A 17,102-nucleotide genomic window follows, 5' to 3' on the forward strand; every position below is an offset into this window, starting at 1 on the left:
TCTTGCCCTGTGCGGAAGCGGCAAAAACTCCCCGCCACAGGCAGGATAAGCTTTTTATTATCATGGCAGGCTTTGGTACGCTGCCTTTGTGGCGGCTCAGACAGTTTGCCGCTTCTTTCGCACAGGCCTGCAAAGCTCTGATCCGAAACGATTGCAATGTCACTTGCAAATAGCCACGGAGCCTTGCAACAATACAAAACTGTTGTAATTACAGTATTGGCAATTCAGAATAACTATTCTGAATAGTTACGTTTTTTTGAAGGAAAGTTCCGTGCTTTTTACCCGTGATATTCTGGAAGCCATTTATGACCGCTATACCCACAGGGCCTTTGTCCATCCAGACCCTTTGGAGACGCTTTACGCCTTTGAAAATCAAAGGGATATCGAAGTGGCGGCTTTGATGGCCGCAGCTCTGGCCTATGGTCGGGTGGAGCAGATTCTGAAAACCCTGGAGGGGTTTTTTTTCCTGACAGGACCCCATCCTGCGGCATGGCTGATGGAGATGAATCCGTCCGGGCTGGAAACAGCCTTTCGGAACTTCAGGCATCGTTTTGCCAAAGGTTCCCATATGGTGGGATTTCTCTGCGGGGTTCAGTCTGTGCTGCACCGGCATGGCAGCCTGAGGGCTGTTTTTGCCCTGAAAGACAGGGGCGGAGATATTGAAGAAGGCCTGCAGGGTTTTGTGGATGAAATTTTAAAGTATGCCCCTCTGGACCCGGGCCATCTGCTTTCCCGGCCTGAAAAGGGCAGTGCCTGTAAAAGGCTTCATCTTTTTTTACGCTGGATGGTGAGAAAGGATGCGGTGGATACGGGGCTCTGGGAGGATGTGGGGGCTCAGAGACTTCTTGTTCCTTTAGATGTACACATGCACAGGATGGCACGGCTTGCAAAAATGACGGACCGGACCTCAGGAGATATAAAAACCACTAGGGAAATTACCCGGGCCTTTGCCCGTTTTGCACCTGAAGATCCGGTCCGCTATGACTTTGCCCTGACCCGTGCGGGCATCCTTGAGAAGAAGGATCCCGCAGCGTTTCTGGCAGATTTTATACCATGATGTCCACCTGCTGGCCCTGCTGAATGGAATTATTGGCCATCTGGGTGAATTCACGGATCACACTTTCCGGCTGCTGGTAAAGATTCTGTGCCCTTTCAGCGGCAGAAGGTGTTGTGGGTGCCTCAGCAGGCTGTGGAGCTGAAGCCTGAAGGGTTTCAGAAGCCGGTGCTGAGGTTGCAAGACCATCGGGGCCGTATCCGGAAGCCATGGCCGCTTGCGCAGCTTCGGAAGGCTGAAATATGGCCGCATCCTGCAGCGGTCTGGGCTGAACCTGTTCCAGCTCCTGACTTTGGGGAGGCCTTGGGGCCACCTGCTGGATCTGGGATACGTTATAAGGGTTGTTTGTACCTGAAATGGGCTGAATCATGGGAACCTCCTTTGCAGCCATGGGGGTGAAACCCGCCATACTACTGAACTTTGTTTTATAATAAAGCATAAAGTCTTGAATGGGAAGGGAAAAAAATAAAAATTTGTGTCTTTGTTTTTCAGACTGTTTTTTTGTTAAGCTTTGGCGTATTAGGCTTTTAACGGTGAAGCGGCGCAGTGGCAGCCTTGAAGCCTCACAATGTAAAACTTTTTTATCCTGATTCCGGGAAAGGAATTCGAGGCCATTATTTCATGAATGATATTATTGTGGTGGACATGCCTTCCAGATGGCCTGTCTCCATCTCTGGCGCGGAAGTTGTGGGATCCCGTGAGTACCTTATGGAGACCCGTTTTCTTACCATGAAACGGGCACGGGTATTCAATCTCTGCCGTTCTTACCGGTACCAGTCCACGGGTTACTATGTTTCCCTGCTGGCTGCGGCCAGAGGCCATAAGGCCTTTCCGACCATTGCTTCGGTGCAGGATATCAAATCCATGCCCGTGGTGCGCCTTGTTACGGAAGATCTGGACCGGATGATCCAGAAGACCCTTGCCAGCCTGCAAAGGGAAGAGTTTGAGCTGAGCATTTATTTTGGCAGGAACCTGAATCCCCTTTATGACAGGCTTGCCATGGAAATCTTCAACCTTTTCCAATGCCCTCTTTTGAGGGTCAATTTCATGAAAAAGGATGGCAGGTGGCAGATCCGCACCATGCGCATGATCGGAGTCAGTGAAATTCCGGATATCCATTTTAAGGATCTTGTGGATTTTGCGGAATCCTATCTTGCGGGCCGGGGATCTAAAAGCAGAAGGCCTGAAAAAAAAGGTTATGATCTTGCCATTCTGACGGACCCGGCAGAAAAAATGCCGCCATCAAACGCTGCAACCCTGAAACGGTTCATCCGGGCCGGCCAGAGGATGGGGCTGAATGTCAGCCTGATTACCCGTAATGACTACCACCGCATCGGATTTTTTGATGCCCTTTTCATACGGGAAACCACAGCCGTGAATCACCACACCTTCCGTTTTGCCCAGCGGGCGGAAGCCGAAGGACTTGTGGTGGTGGATGATCCCCTTTCCATAATCAAATGTACCAATAAGGTGTACCTTGCGGAGCTTCTGACCCACCACGGCATTGCCACCCCGGAAACCCGCATCCTTTCACGCCAGACCCTCAGGGAGGCGGCACTCAGCGGATCCTGGCCCCGTATTCTCAAGCAGCCGGACAGTGCCTTTTCCCAGGGCGTTGTCAAGGTGGATGACAAAGCCTCCTTTCTCCGGGAGGCGGAGCGTTTTCTGGAGGGTTCCGATCTGATTATATCCCAGGCTTTCACCCCCACGGAATACGACTGGCGCATTGGTGTGCTGGCGGGTGAACCCTTGTTTGCCTGTAAGTATTTTATGGCCCGGAGTCACTGGCAGATTGTGAACTGGAAGAAGACCGGCAACAGCCGTCTGGGAGATGCGACCACGCTGGCCCTGGAAGCGGTGCCGGATATTGTCTTGAAAACAGCCCTGAAAGCTGCAAGGCTTGTGGGAAACGGTCTTTATGGTATTGATCTGAAGCTGATCGGGAAAAAAGCCTATGTCATTGAGGTCAACGACAATCCCAATATCGATGCGGGAATAGAGGATGCCGTTTTAAAGGAAGCCCTTTATGACCGTATCATGGGCTACTTCCATGATGCCGTGATACGTAAAAAAAGCGGTGGTGAAACCGGGGCTGGTAAAAAATGCCATGGAAATGGAAGCTGTGTTACCATGGGCTGTGACGGGCATCTGTGATAAAAGCGGCTGTTGCCTTTTTTGACGGATTTTTTTTTTAAGATTCGTATCAGGCATGATTTATGGTGAGGCAGGTTGTGAAAAGGGGATGCCTGCCGCATCCCCTGGGGAGGATGGATGAGAAAAATCCGAAGTATTGTTGTGGACGATGAGGCCCATATACGCCTTTTCCTGCGAACCGTATTGCAGAGGGCGGGGCTTGATGTGGTGGGTGAGGCGGTTAACGGGGATGAAGGCCTCTTGCTTGTGGAAAAGGAGATGCCGGATCTTGTTTTGATGGATATCAATATGCCCGTTAAAACAGGAGATGAGGTCATAGCGGATATGAAGAGAAGGTCTCCCATGTCAAAAATCATCATGCTTACTTCCGTGGCCGATGCGGGCACCATTACCCGCTGCATTGAGGCTGGAGCCGATGATTATATAAGAAAAGACACACCCTATCAGGAAATGGCGGCACTCATTAAAGAGATCATAGGGGATATGGAGGTGGAGGTATGAAAGAAAAATACCGTCTTTCCGAGCTGATGGATGAAATCCGTAAGGATGAAGAGGTTAAAAAACAGGATATGAACAGAAAGCTCTCCCAGGATCAGATCAGAAAAATGTTGAAGGAAATGAAGAAAAAATAGGGGGAGGCGGCCGGATTGAAGGTCACCCATAGCGCGTTGGAGAAACTTTAAAAATTAAAGGATTCTTTGCCATGAACAATCCTTCCTTTGTTAAAAAAGTGGTGGAATTTGGTTTCCTCACGGATGAGGATGCTCAAAATCTCAGGGAAAAATTTAAGGGGAATGATCTTGAGATTCTGAGTTTTCTTCACAAGGGAGGGGTGGCCTCCAAAGGCTTTCTTGGAAAGCTCTGGGGGGATGCCATCGGCTATGCCTATGTGGATCTGGTAAAAAGTATTTTTCAGCCCGATGCCATTGCCATGATCAAAAGGGATCTGGCCATCCAGAAGAAAATTATTCCCCTGTATCGTCTGGGTTCTGCCCTCACCGTTGCGACGGCTGAACCTCAGGATCTCGGGCTTCTGGAAATGGTGTCCAAGGTGGCGGGTCTTCCCATCAGTCCTGTATTCGCCTTTCTTGAGGACATTGAGGATGCCACCCAGATTCAGTATCAGTCCAAAGAAAGTGTGGAAGAGTTCATCAATAAAATTTCCGAGAACTCGCTTTTTAAGGGCACCAGCAAAATTACCGACGAGCAGCTTAAAAAAATAGCCGGTGACAAGGCCGTTGTGGATTTTACCAACGGCGTGATTCTCTTAGGAATCAAGGAAAGGGCGACGGATATACATATTGATCCTGCGGATGAGCTGGTGCGGATACGTTTCCGCATCGACGGTATGCTTCAGACCCGTCTGAAAATAGATCTTTCCCTGCTGGCCCCTGTCTTGTCCCGGCTGAAGGTCATGGCCGGTCTCGATATCACGGAGAAAAGAAGACCCCAGGACGGGCGCATTTCCCTGAAACTGAAAAACCGCTCCATAGATATCCGCTTTTCGTCCGCCCCCGCCATTGCAGGGGAAAAGGTTGTCATGAGGCTTCTCGGGCAGCTGGCAGTCCGGGAGATTCCAAGCATTGAAGATCTGGACTTTTCCCACAGAACCTTCCGCCATATTGAGGCGGTGACGAGTTCCCCCAACGGGGTTTTTCTTGTCACAGGGCCTACGGGTTCCGGTAAAACCACCACCCTTTTTTCTGTTCTTAAGCGTCTGAACACCGATGAAATCAACATCCTTACGGTGGAAGATCCCGTGGAATACCGTTTGGAAGGGGTGAATCAGGTGCAGGCCAATGCGGCCATAGGGCTGGATTTTGCCGCTGTACTCCGCTCCTTTCTGCGTCAGGACCCCGATGTCATGCTGGTGGGTGAGATCAGGGATCTGGAAACCGCAAGGATAGCCTGTCAGGCGGCCCTCACCGGGCATATGGTGCTTTCCACCCTGCACAGCAATACAGCCCTTCAGGCCACGACCCGGCTGATGGATATTGGCGTACCTTCCTACATCGTATCTCCGGCCCTTCTGGGGGTTATGTCCCAGCGCCTTGTCCGGAGAATCTGTGAGGATTGCAAAGAATCCTACACCTTATCCGATGAGGAAGCGGACCGGTATTTCATCCGCAAGGAGGGAGAAAAGGTTGTCTTCTACAGGGGAAAGGGGTGTGTCAGGTGCAATTTCACAGGCTATCTTGGCAGGCTGGCCCTGCATGAAGTGTTTCTCATTACCAATGACATCCGGGATCTTGTATCCAGAAATGCCTCCCTTGTGGAAATTGAGGCCACAGCCAGAGCAGAAGGCTTCAGGGATATTTACCACGACGGGCTGAAAAAGGTACTGCGGGGGATGACCACCATCGATGAGGTGAACCGGGTCATTGATAAGGCAGTGGTTTTGGATTAGTTTTTTTAAAGATTCCAAATGGATGCGATTGTTTTTTGGAAATTATCATTCGTGGCCGGGCCTTAGTTATCTCTAAAAAGTTCCATTTTATTGTGAAGGATTGTTGCATGAACCGTATCTGTGACCATTTGCTGGTGGTCCTTAAAAAATGAAATCATTTGAATATCAGAAGGTGCTCTGTCCTGCGGATAAAGACATCCGCTGGCGTTTTTTAGGGAAAGAATTTATCCGGCCCTTATCCTTGGGAAAAAGGACTTTTCTTGAAGTAAAACCTGAAGGACTTGCCATGCTTGCCAGAGAGGCCTTCAGGGATGCCTCTTTTTTTCTTTCTACCGGACATCTGGAACAGCTTGCCTTAATTCTGAACGACCCTGAAGCCTCGGCCAATGACCGCTTTGTGGCCATGGAGCTTCTGAAGAATGCGGCCATCAGTGCGGGCGGTGTTTTTCCCATGTGTCAGGATACGGGAACGGCCCTTGTCATGGCAAAAAAGGGCGAAGGCGTACTTACGGGTACGGACGATGCCTTCTGGATTTCAAAGGGCGTATTTGAGGCCTATACAGGTGAAAACCTCCGCTACTCCCAACTGGCCCCCCTTTCCATGTATGGGGAAGTGAATACCCAGAACAATCTGCCCGCCCAGATTGATATTTCATCTGTGCCCGGCGACCATTACGACTTTCTTTTTGTGGCTAAAGGCGGTGGTTCTGCCAATAAAACCTTCCTTTATAATAAGACGGCACAGATTCTTGCCCCTGAAGAGCTGCTTCCTTTTCTGGCAAAAAGCCTAGGCGAAATCGGAACCTCTGCCTGCCCGCCCTATCATCTGGCTGTGGTGGTGGGGGGGATGAGTGCCGAATACACCCTGAAAACCCTTAAATTAGCCTCGACCGGATATCTGGATTCCCTGCCGGACAGGGGAAACGGGAACGGGCAGGGATTCAGGGACAAAAGCCTTGAGACTGAAATCCTTGAAATGAGCCGCAGTCTCGGGCTGGGTGCCCAGTTCGGCGGGAAATACTTCTGCCATGATGTGCGGGTGATTCGCCTTCCCCGCCATGGGGCTTCCTGTTTTATCGGCGTGGGCGTGAGCTGTTCGGCCCATAGAAATATTCTGGGCAGGATATGCGGGGAGGGTCTTTTTCTGGAGGCGCTGGACAGGGATCCGGCCCGTTTTTTCCCGGACCCGGCATTTGAACCTGAAGAAGCCGTGTCCATTGACTTGAACCAGTCCATGGATGCCATACGGGCCTGCCTGTCAAAACTGAAGGTTGCCACCCGTGTCATGCTGAATGGTCCTCTGGTGGTGGCAAGGGACATTGCCCATGCAAGGCTGAAGGCCATGCTGGAAAGGGGAGAGAGTCTTCCTTCCTATTTCAGGGATCATATGGTGTATTATGCAGGCCCTGCCAAGACCCCTGCGGGGTATGCTTCCGGCTCCTTCGGGCCAACCACCGCAGGCCGCATGGACCCCTATGTTCCCTGTTTTCAGGAGCAGGGGGCTTCCCTTGTGATGCTGGCCAAAGGTAACCGCTCATCTCTGGTCCGGGAGTCCTGCAGAAAGCACGGGGGCTTTTATCTGGGTTCCATCGGTGGCCCTGCGGCCCGCCTTGGCAGGGATTGTATTACAAAGGTGGATATGATTGATTTTAAGGATCTGGGCATGGAAGCGGTATACCGCATTGAGGTGAGGGATTTTCCCGCTTTTGTGATTGTGGATGATAAGGGCAATGATTTTTACGAGTCCTTTCTTGTGCAGAAGGGCTGAGCTGTTTCATGGGTGGATATAAAAGAAATCATGGGGATTGATATATGGGCTGGATAGGAAAACTGGTGGGAGGCACTCTGGGATTTGCCATAGGCGGCCCTCTGGGGGCCATTCTCGGGGCGGCCTTTGGCCACGGTTTTGATAAAAGGGATGATGCCTACCTTGCCGGAAAGGGAGGGCGTCCGGGTTATGGGTACAGGCGCATTGAAGCCAGTGATGACACCCGGCACATGACCTTTTTTGTGGCGGCCTTTTCCATGCTGGCCAAGCTGACCAAGGCCGATGGCAGGGTTTCCGAAGTGGAGATTCGCACCATAGAAGAAATCATGGAAAAGGATCTGCGCCTGAATGCCGATTCCCGTAAAATTGCCATACAGATTTTTCGTACAGCGGTGCAGTCTCCCGAAAGCTTTGATTCCTTTGCCGCACAGTTTGCCGATGCCTTCAGGAACCAGCGGCAGATTCTGGAGCTGATGGCGGACATTCTCATGCGGGTGGCGGTGAGTGACGGGAAGCTGGCTTCCGAGGAAGAGAGGATGATCCGCAGTGCCGTGCAGATTTTCAGACTTCCCGCTTCCTTTTATGAACAGCTCCGTTCCCGGTACATGAAAACGGGCAAGGGAGCCTATGATGTGCTGGACCTTGATCCTTCAGCCACGGATGACGAGGTAAAAAAACAGTACCGCAGGCTGGTGAGGGAATACCACCCCGATGCCATTGCATCCAAGGGACTTCCCGAAGAATTTACGGAACTTGCCGAAGAAAAGTTCAGGGCCATCCAGGAAGCCTATGAAACCATAAAAAAGAGTCGGGGGATGTCCTGAGAACGGGCCGGTCTTAGCTGAATTCAGTGCCTCCATCACTGGCCGAAATGAGTCTGGATCTGACACAGGGAGTTGAGATTTTCTGATAATTTCTTTAAGGATAAGGATTAATAGAAATTATCAGAAAAAAGGGGGGCTGTTATGAAGCGTATAAAAGTTGCTTTTATTCTAATGATTTTCTTTTTCCTCAGCCCTGATTTTTCCCTGTCTGCCCAAGATAAGATTATATCCGTCGGCTTTGCACCTGTTCCCCCCTATGTAATGCTGGACAGCTGCGGTGCCTTCAGTGGCCTTGAGTATGAAATAATAAATGAATCCTTTGCTGCAAGGGGCTATACTGTAAAACCTGAAGCCTTTCCTCTTGCCCGTCTTATTGAAACCGTAAAAGAAGGTGGTATTGATGTGGCTGCGAGGATTCTGCCTTCCCATGAAACAGGCCGATACCTGTCTGATATCTATATTATTTTTAACAATATTGCCTTGGGATTGCAAAGCAGCAGGCTTAAGATAAATTCAGTTACAGATCTGAAGGGTAAGAGTATTGTTGCTTTTCAGCGGGCCTCTATTGTTTTAGGCCCTGAATTTGCTTTGATGACAGATGATAAAACACGGTACCGGGAAGTGGCCAATCAGGCCCTACAAATCAGGATGCTTTTTGCAGGCAGAGCTGATCTTGTCATTGGTGAAGCAAGGATATTGAATTATTATCTGCATGCTAAGGAAACAGGAATTGAATCAGTTAAGCCGGTGGTAGAATATCATCTCTTCCCTGAAACCCCATATCGAGTGGCATTTGTAAATCGTCAGCATAAAAAGGAATTTAATCTGGGACTGGCAGAGATCCGACAGAATGGAAAATATGATGAAATAATACAGAAATACCTATTGGCCCCTTAGCAGGACATAAAACAGTCTTATTAAATTGTAACTTCTTCTGAGTAACTTCAAAAGTTACTTTATGACAAAGCGCCGTAACACGGCGTGGGTTGCTGTTCAGCACAGTTTTCCAAGTACCACCTGTAAGGCAGATGCACAGGCCCCAGGCTATTTGCCCGTGACGCAATCTTATTCGGGAGCTTCTTGCCCTGTGCGGAAGCGGCAAAAACTCCCCGCCACAGACAGGATAAGCTTTTTGATTACCATAACAGGCCTTGGTACGCTGCCTTTGTGGCGGCTCAGACAGTTTGCCGCTTCTTTCGCACAGGCCTTCAAAGCTCTGATCCGAAACGATTGCAATGTCCCTTGCAAATAGCCACGGAGCCTTGCAACAGTACAAAGCTGCTGCAATTACAGTGTTGGCGGTTCGGAATAAACCGTAATAATTACATTGAATTTTTATTTCTGAAGCATGTTCCTGCATCATCCACATGTGCATTGACTCATTGATAAAGGAGAAAATACCATGCAGCATATTCTATTGAAATGTGTCATCGGCCTTGCCTCACTTAGCCTGATGGCCTCATCGGTTTATGGTCAGGCGGCGTTTGTGCGTGGCTCCACCGTTATTTTTGAGGACAATCTGAAACATGAAAAGGCAGGAGAGTTTCCCTCACAGTGGCGACTGGTAAGGGGAAGTGCGGAAGTGGCCCGATACGAAGGGGAAAACGTCCTTTCGCTGCTGGTGACCCGGACGGAAGTCGCCCCGCTGATGCGGGAAAAAAGCTATTTGCCACAGGCCTTTACCATTGAATTCGATTATCTGATGAACGATCTCAGGCAGCATGCCTACGAAGTCAGCTTCTTCAATGAAAATGGGCGGAGATCCGGTACACTGCGTTTTAATGGAGAGCGGTTCACATTGGGCGGGCGAGGCGGTACCGTTGCCGAAGGAAGCACTTCTGAAACCAGGGCCGGTTTTCAGCCGGGGTGGAGACGGCTGGCCCTCTCGTTCAATCAGCATGAACTCCGCATCTTTTCCGACGGCGTTCGTGTTTTGAATGTCCCCCGTTTCGAGGAGGAATTGCGCAGCTTCCAGATCCAAGGAGGGCGTCCCAGCAATGCCAGACCCAATTCGGATGCGTTCATCAGAAACGTGGTTGTGGCCGAAGGTGGCATGCCGCTTTACGAGCGCGTCATGTCGGAGGGGCGTTTTTCAACCACGGAAATTCAGTTCGACGTGAACAGGGCCGACATCAGGCCGGAGTCAGCCGGGGTCATTGACCAGATCTTTCAGCTCATGCGGGATCATAAGGATCTTCGCTTTTCCGTGGAAGGCCATACGGACTCCGATGGAAACGTTGAGCTTAACCAGCGTCTTTCCCAGCAGCGGGCTGAAAGTGTCGTCCGTGCATTGGCTGAGAAGGGGGTCAGCCCGGATCGCCTGACGGCAAAAGGGTGGGGCGCTTCCAGGCCCGTGGCCGATAATGCGACCGAGGAAGGAAAAGCCCAGAACAGGCGGGTTGAGTTCGTTCGGCTAGAGACGACGGAATGATGGCTGAAGCAGGGCCAGCTTCGCTTGTTTTGGAGCAGTCCTTCCTCCACCTGCTTATAGAGTCAGGCGTATGCGCATCTGGTATCGTATCAGAGGATTGAAGAGACTGATTCTCAGCCTGTCTGCTCCGGATCATGTCCGCCGGATTGCGGGCAATTTTTTCGATATGAAGATCCGTTTCAAAAAGCTGAAGTTGCCCATAAAGCAGAGCTTCAATGGCATTGGCAAGCTCTTTGAACTGTTCCTGGGGCACATCGAGAATCCCCAGACTCAAAATGATTCATACACCTTCTTGCTGTTACGGTTAGATGTACGGACGCGTTTGATATACATGCCCGTCACTGTAGCTAAAAAACGGGGGGGGCAAATTATTATTTCTTCTATGGGCCACTACATTCGAAATTCACCTGATTGGAGTCAATTATTTCAAGGGTTTATGGTATAAAAATGTTGGGTTTTTGGCAAAAAACACCCGTTAATCGATCAATTTTGACGAAGTTGGGTTAGAGATTTTACAAAGTGAGACATTGTAATTTCGGTTGTTTGGAACAAAAATAGGCCTCCCAACTGTAGAAAATGAGCTTAAATTTCTTCGGTTGTCGTCTCCTGTTAGCGCAGAGGAAGTCGCCAAAGAACTTGGGCCTACACTACGTCGACATTTCGAGTTCTAACAACCGCTTCCAGCCGACGTCGGCGCTGAAGCGGATCATTACATTTCAAGGGACTAAATAGTGCATAATTAGAAATTAAGTTTAAGAACTATGCTCCAGGCAAACCTTATCGCACACGAACACCCTCATCCAGATACCGGATAAGGGGATATATGAAAAATTCAATGATACGGCGTTTGCCTACCTTGAGTTCCGCGGTTGCACCCATGCCGATCGATATTTCCACCTCGCGTCCTTCAACCCACAGATGGGTTTTTTCTGGTTGTACAAGAATTTCAAACATAAGCCCTAAAGATTCATCTTCAACACTGTTTTTGGAGATCTGGATCAAATGCCCATCAATCAGACCGTACTTCTGGAATTCAAAGGTATCTATCTTGATGGAGCTGGACATCCCGGCTTCAATAAAGCCCACATCCCTGCCCGAGACCAGAGCCTTGATCAAAAGGGGAGAATCAACGGGAACAATATAGGCGAGTTTCTCTGCGGGGGTAACCACACCGCCTACGGTATGAAGCTGAAGATGGGCAACATAGCCTTTAACCGGAGCCGTAATCTGTTGTCGTCTGCTGCGGAATTCCGCCTGCTCAATTCTGGCATCAAGGGCAGTCCGGCGTTGCCTTGTTTCCGCAAGTTCCGTCAGAAGACGTGTCTTTTCCTCATCCCGCAAAAGGGTCATTTCCTCTTCAACCCTTTTCAATCCTGCCTGTAAAGCCTCAAGGTCATGGTGGGCATTGCGCTTCAGGGTTTCAGACTCACTGGCGCTGAGCTGTGCCTGCTCCATTTCATCCAGACTGAGCAGATCCTGAACTTTTTCTAAACGGCTTAAACGCTCCAGGGCCTGGGCATGGTGGATCCCTGCCTGACGGGCCACCTTGATCTGTGCCTGGAGCTTTTCAGTAATCTGCTGTTTTTCCTGTTCCTTTACGCGGATCTGTCCATCCAGACGATCCCGAAAGGCGAAATACAGATCCTGCTGTATCCGAACAAGGGAAGCATCATACCCCGCAGGGGCAATAAATTCCTGATCCGCCAGCAGGTTCTCCAGCCGCAGCAGGGCAAGGGCGGCCTGCTGCACCTCCATGCGCATGGATTCAAGCTCTGGGTCGATGTCGGATGGATCGATTTCCATCAACACCTGTCCCTCTTCAACCAGATCTCCGGGCTGAACCAGGATGCTTCGGACCACGCCGGCGTTCAGGGGCTGCACCACCTTCACCTCTCCTGCGGGAATTACCTTGCCCCTGGCAGTCACCACAACATCAATTTTCCCGAGGGTCAGCCAGAGTACAACTAAAAAAATAACCGCCAGCAGAATCCAGAAGGTAAGACGGCCCAATGGGTTCAGGGGGCGTTGTTCTATTTCAACGAGCAGGGGACGGAATTCATGTCCGTCTTTTTCATTGAATGCCATGGACTAGCCCTCCTGCTGACAGTGAAGATGATGGTAATAGCCCTTCCGGGCCATCAGGCCTTCATGGGTGCCGCTTTCCACAATTTTTCCCTTTTCCATTACAACAATCCTGTCGCAGTCTTTTATGGTGGAAAGCCTGTGGGCGATAATGAGAATGCTGCGACCTTTTCGTATGGTTTTCATGTTATCCCGGATGACTTTTTCAGATTCATAATCCAGCGCACTTGTCGCTTCATCAAAAATCAAAAGGCGGGGATTGGTAATCAGGGCACGGGCAATGGCGATGCGCTGCTTTTGGCCTCCGGAAAGGGAGCCTCCCCTTTCCGTGACTTCCGTATCATAGCCCTCGGGCAGCTGTGCGATAAACTCATGGGCTCCCGCCATCATGGAGGCCTGCAACACATGCTCCATGGGGGCATCGGGTCTTGGCAGGGCAATGTTGTCCCGGATGGTACCACTGAAAAGAAAATTTTCCTGAAGCACCACACCGATATTGCAGCGCAGCCAGAAGGGGTTTAAGTGGCGGACATCAATATCATCAATGAAAATATTGCCCTCATTGGCGATGTAGAGCCGCTGAAGAAGCTTTGCGAGGGTGCTTTTGCCGCTTCCGCTGCGACCGACGATCCCCAGGCTTTCTCCCGGTGCCATGCGCAGGGAAACCCCGTCCACCACCTGGGTACTGCCCGGTGCATACTGGAAACGGACATTTTCAAAGCGTACGCCTCCCTGTAAGCGGGGCAGGGTGATGGCTTTGTCTGAAGTCTGTTCCAGAGGATGGTTCAGTATATCGCCCAGTCTGTTGACCGAAAGAAGGGCCTGCTGGAACTCATGCCACAGGGTCACCAGGCGCAGCACAGGTCCGGAAAACTGGCCTGCAAACATCTGAAAAGCAATGAGCTGCCCTATGGTCATCTCATGATCCAGAACAGCCCGCACTCCCAGATACAGGATGCTGATGGTCATCAGACGCTGCAAAGCCCCGGCCAGGGCTCCGGAAATATTCCCCATGTTGGCCAGCCTGAAACTGGAGTTCACATAGCGGCCCAGATGATCTTCCCACCGTCGCTGCATTGCCCCCTCTATGGCCAGGGATTTTACGGTCTGCATGCCCGTGACAGATTCCACCAGGTAGGAGCTGGAATGGGCGCCCATCTGAAATTTCTGTTCCAGTCTCCGCCTCAGTTCCGGAGTGATGATCAGGTACAGCAGGGCAATCACAGACACAAAGGCCAGTACCACAAGGGTAAGCTTTACGCTGTAAAGCAGCATCACGGCTACAAAAACAAAGGAGAAAAAAAGATCAATCACCACACTCACGGCCTTGCTGGTGATAAACTCCCGGATGGTGTCCAGCTCCCGGACACGGGCTGCGATAACACCGACCTTTCGCACCTCAAAATACCGGAAGGGAAGCCCCAGAAGATGCCTGAACAGTTTGGCTCCAAGCTTGGCATCCAGCTTGCTGGCGGTATGAATGAAAATATAGTTTCTTGCGATGTTGAGCAAGAGCTCAAAAACGATGATTCCCAGAAAAGCCACGGCCAGCACATCCAGGGTGGTCATGGTTCTGTGCACCAGAACCTTGTCCAGGATCACCTGGGTAAAAAGCGGAGTGACAAGCCCGAAGAGCTGCACCACAAAGGAGCCGATGAACACTTCCGCCATGATGCGTCTGAATCTGAGAATTTCCACAAAAAACCAGCGAAAACCAAAACCATGTGTAGAAGGTGACTTCCGATGGGTGAGAATTATGAAACTATGGTTGCAGGCTTCAAAAGCTTCTATCTCTTCTTCTGTGGTTTTTTTAAGGGCAGGATCAAAGAGGAGTAGTTTTTTGGCATCCGCATCCACTTTCAAAAGTACGGAATAGCTTCCGTCTTCCCTGATGACAATGGTCGGAAGCGGGTAGGAACCGACAAGACGCTTCAGAGTCATTTTTTTGATTTTGGCCCTGAATCCGCATCCTTTGGCTATGCGCAGCAATTCTTCCGGGCTTACCTCCTGCTGTACATCATACTGGCGCATCAAAGCGCGAATATCCACATCCACCCGGTTCAGCCGGGCGACCACTTCAAAGGCGATCAATCCTGAGCTCATAAATCCTTTCCTTGCTTCCAAAAATGAAGACGCAGGATATCCGCCTGACGCCGGATACGCGTCAGTTCCGCATCCAGAAATTCTTCCAGGAGATTCATTTCCCGCTCCAGTGCCGCCGTATAATCCAAAAGCCCTTCCATCCGCATGCGCTCTGTGGCGTCCGTCTGCGTTTCAAGAAGTTCCTGCCTGCGCTGGAGATGCGTCCCTCCCGATTCCTGCAGCAGTGCAATCTGTTCCAGGCCGGATATTTCCCGTTTGAGTTCTGCGATACGCTGGCTGCGCTGTATGGTAAGCCTCTGTATCTGCTCATCCAGTCTTTCCACCTGAATTTTCTTTCTGCCGCCCGAAAAAAATTCCCAGTTCACAACCAGCGTTACGGCAGCATCCCTTTCTGAAAGTTCCCCAAGGGTTTTTCCCGGGCTCTCACGGTCTGCGGCATAAAATCTGTAGTTACCGGAAAGGGCAAGACTTGGCAGCATCTGCCGATGCAGGGCAGACCGCTCTGCCTGTAAGGATGCAAGCTCCGCATCAAAAAGCCTCACCCCCGCAAGATCTTCCACATTGAAATCCCCCTGAATTTTATGGGCCATGAAATTCAGGGGGGCAAACCTGACCTCACCCACCGGATAAGAATCTCCCGTCAGCTCCGAGAGGCGTGCAAGGCTGCGGATTTTTTCGGCCTCCGCATCTTCCTTTCGGGTGGAAGCAACAGCCAGCCGCATGGCAGCTTCCTGCAACTGGAACTGACCGATTTTTCCTGCTTCCAGTAAGCGTTCCGAGGCCCGGAATGCACGCTGGCTGAGCACTGCGATCTCGCTTGTCATCTGTACGCGCTGCTGGGTCTGCAAACCATGGGCAAAGGCATCCAGCACAGAAAGAAAAAGCTGCTGCTGCATTTCTTTATACCGCAACTCAGCGGAACGAATTTTATTCTGCACACCCGCCATACGGTATCTGTGGTCACCAAAATCATAGAGAAGCAGGTTTGCATTCAAACTGAGGGAATTTTGCCAGGTTGAAGAATCGCTGGCGCTTACACCATCACCGATTGCCACAACATTATCCCTTTTATCTAAGGTCCAGAGATGGCCGAAATCGTATCTTAAGGATAAGGTCGGCAGCCACAGGGACCGAATTTCCCTCTGATCAAGGGATCGAAGTCTGATATCGCTTCTGGCAAGCTGAAGGTCCGGGGAATGTGCCTCCGCTTTCTCTAAAAGTTCATCCAGCACAAGCACTGCGGCGAATGCTGGGGAAAAACCACAGACAAAGGGAATCAGACATAGGTAGAAAAGTTTGAATTTTTTTAAGATGCACGCATCAGAAAACATCTTCACAAAGATTCCGTCACCGGCCGGGCAATGCCGACCGGTGATCTGTTAAGGGTTAATTCAATCAGGCCGCAGGCTGCCAGCTGGCTGAAACCATGGTCATGAGGCTCTCGTTGCGACGAACCGCATCCAGGGAATCCAGAGCAATTCCTTCTTTGACCGCATAGGCTGACATCTGCTGAATGATGGCATCAATATCCGATGAGGTGAGATAGGCTCCGTCATCCGTCAGATGCACTTCTTCCACCCTGTAATTGGTATGGGCGAAGTGATTGCTGACTGTCACTTTGTCTGTGCCACTGCCATATCCGATTTCAAGATGATTTCCGTTCCTGAAAAAAGCAACATCAAGAACACCAAGGCCGCCATCAAAAAGAATCCGATCAAATCCAGAAGTTTCCCGGATGACATCCTGCCCGTCCCCCGGACTGAAAAGATAGGTGTCATCTCCATGGCCACCTTCAAGGAAATCGTTCCCCCGGCCGCCGATCAAAATGTCATCCCCGTCTCCGCCGTAGAGGTAGCTGGTACCATCCGCGCCAATGAGGGTGTCGTTGCCGTCTCCGCCGTAGAGGCGATCGTTTTTGCCTGCAATGAGCAGATCATCCCCGGCACCGCCATGGAGGTGGTTGATACCCTCGTCGTGGCCGGTCATGATGTTAACACCGTCGTGGCCGCGGAGGGTCTGATTGCCGGGCAGTGCCTCGCTGTGCAGGGTTTGGGCCGTGACCCAGTCTGTGGCATTGAGCACGGTGCCGTCTGCCAGATGGAACTCACCGACCTGATAGCGGGCTTGGGAGAACCAGTTCTGCATGACCATCTGCCGCTCGCCAAGGAGCATGTGCAGATGGTTGCCATGGCGCTCCAGGCGCGCATCCTCCAGTGATATGCCCTCGCCGAACTCGATGATCCCCAGTCCGTCCCTGCTGTTGTGGTGGAGGGTGACAT

15 protein-coding genes are annotated in these 17,102 nt (G+C 50.9%); 10 read left to right on the forward strand and 5 right to left on the reverse strand.

Going from position 1 to position 17,102, the window contains the following annotated elements:
• Positions 1–271 precede the first annotated feature (271 nt).
• On the forward strand, positions 272–1,057 hold the full coding sequence (locus LZ24_RS10050; protein ID WP_186443056.1) for a TIGR02757 family protein: 786 nt from the start codon (positions 272–274) through the stop codon (positions 1,055–1,057).
• Here LZ24_RS10050 and LZ24_RS10055 read toward each other — a convergent pair.
• Positions 1,047–1,424: a hypothetical protein gene (locus tag LZ24_RS10055; protein ID WP_144685089.1), complete on the reverse strand. Its 378-nt coding sequence runs from the start codon at positions 1,422–1,424 to the stop codon at positions 1,047–1,049. The genes LZ24_RS10050 and LZ24_RS10055 overlap by 11 nt on opposite strands.
• 251 nt (positions 1,425–1,675) lie before the next feature.
• Between LZ24_RS10055 and LZ24_RS10060 the strand changes: the two genes are divergently transcribed.
• The 9 genes from LZ24_RS10060 (at position 1,676) to LZ24_RS10095 (ending at position 11,083) form a co-directional block, all read left to right on the forward strand.
• On the forward strand, positions 1,676–3,208 hold the full coding sequence (locus tag LZ24_RS10060) for a RimK family protein (RefSeq protein WP_144685091.1): 1,533 nt from the start codon (positions 1,676–1,678) through the stop codon (positions 3,206–3,208).
• A gap of 117 nt (positions 3,209–3,325) precedes the next feature.
• Entirely contained in the window at positions 3,326–3,709 is a 384-nt protein-coding gene (locus LZ24_RS10065; protein ID WP_144685093.1) for a response regulator transcription factor, read from the forward strand.
• Positions 3,706–3,840, forward strand: coding sequence for a hypothetical protein (locus tag LZ24_RS17955; protein WP_281282285.1), 135 nt, complete (start codon positions 3,706–3,708; stop codon positions 3,838–3,840). Before LZ24_RS10065 ends, LZ24_RS17955 begins: the two co-directional genes overlap by 4 nt.
• 71 nt (positions 3,841–3,911) lie before the next feature.
• Positions 3,912–5,615 (forward strand): GspE/PulE family protein, encoded by a 1,704-nt coding sequence (locus LZ24_RS10070; RefSeq protein ID WP_144685095.1) that lies wholly within the window; start codon positions 3,912–3,914, stop codon positions 5,613–5,615.
• A gap of 148 nt (positions 5,616–5,763) precedes the next feature.
• Positions 5,764–7,383, forward strand: coding sequence for a FumA C-terminus/TtdB family hydratase beta subunit (locus tag LZ24_RS10075; RefSeq protein WP_144685097.1), 1,620 nt, complete (start codon positions 5,764–5,766; stop codon positions 7,381–7,383).
• 44 nt (positions 7,384–7,427) lie between these two features.
• A complete protein-coding gene (gene djlA / locus LZ24_RS10080; protein WP_144685099.1) occupies positions 7,428–8,207 on the forward strand; it encodes a co-chaperone DjlA in 780 nt (259 codons plus the stop codon).
• A gap of 141 nt (positions 8,208–8,348) precedes the next feature.
• A complete protein-coding gene (locus LZ24_RS10085; RefSeq protein WP_144685101.1) occupies positions 8,349–9,104 on the forward strand; it encodes a substrate-binding periplasmic protein in 756 nt (251 codons plus the stop codon).
• A 505-nt stretch (positions 9,105–9,609) separates the two neighbouring features.
• Positions 9,610–10,638, forward strand: a complete 1,029-nt coding sequence (locus LZ24_RS10090) for an OmpA family protein (RefSeq protein WP_144685103.1) — start codon at positions 9,610–9,612, stop codon at positions 10,636–10,638.
• Positions 10,639–10,708: 70 nt separating this feature from the next.
• Positions 10,709–11,083, forward strand: coding sequence for a hypothetical protein (locus LZ24_RS10095; RefSeq protein ID WP_144685104.1), 375 nt, complete (start codon positions 10,709–10,711; stop codon positions 11,081–11,083).
• A 332-nt stretch (positions 11,084–11,415) separates the two neighbouring features.
• Here the strand turns inward: LZ24_RS10095 and LZ24_RS10100 are convergent, their stop codons facing one another.
• The 4 genes from LZ24_RS10100 to LZ24_RS10115 form a co-directional block, all read right to left on the reverse strand.
• Positions 11,416–12,723: an HlyD family type I secretion periplasmic adaptor subunit gene (locus LZ24_RS10100; protein WP_144685106.1), complete on the reverse strand. Its 1,308-nt coding sequence runs from the start codon at positions 12,721–12,723 to the stop codon at positions 11,416–11,418.
• 3 nt (positions 12,724–12,726) lie between these two features.
• Entirely contained in the window at positions 12,727–14,823 is a 2,097-nt protein-coding gene (locus LZ24_RS10105; protein WP_144685108.1) for a peptidase domain-containing ABC transporter, read from the reverse strand.
• Complete coding sequence (locus LZ24_RS10110) at positions 14,820–16,154, reverse strand: TolC family protein (protein WP_246118576.1); 1,335 nt, start codon at positions 16,152–16,154, stop codon at positions 14,820–14,822. The genes LZ24_RS10105 and LZ24_RS10110 overlap by 4 nt, the downstream gene beginning before the upstream one ends.
• Positions 16,155–16,218: 64 nt before the next feature.
• Positions 16,219–17,102 (reverse strand): calcium-binding protein (locus tag LZ24_RS10115; RefSeq protein ID WP_281282286.1); only part of this gene is annotated, 884 nt, incomplete at its 5' end.

The organism is Desulfobotulus alkaliphilus, assembly GCF_007830435.1.
In the GTDB taxonomy this organism is placed as follows: Bacteria; Desulfobacterota; Desulfobacteria; order Desulfobacterales; family ASO4-4; genus Desulfobotulus; species Desulfobotulus alkaliphilus.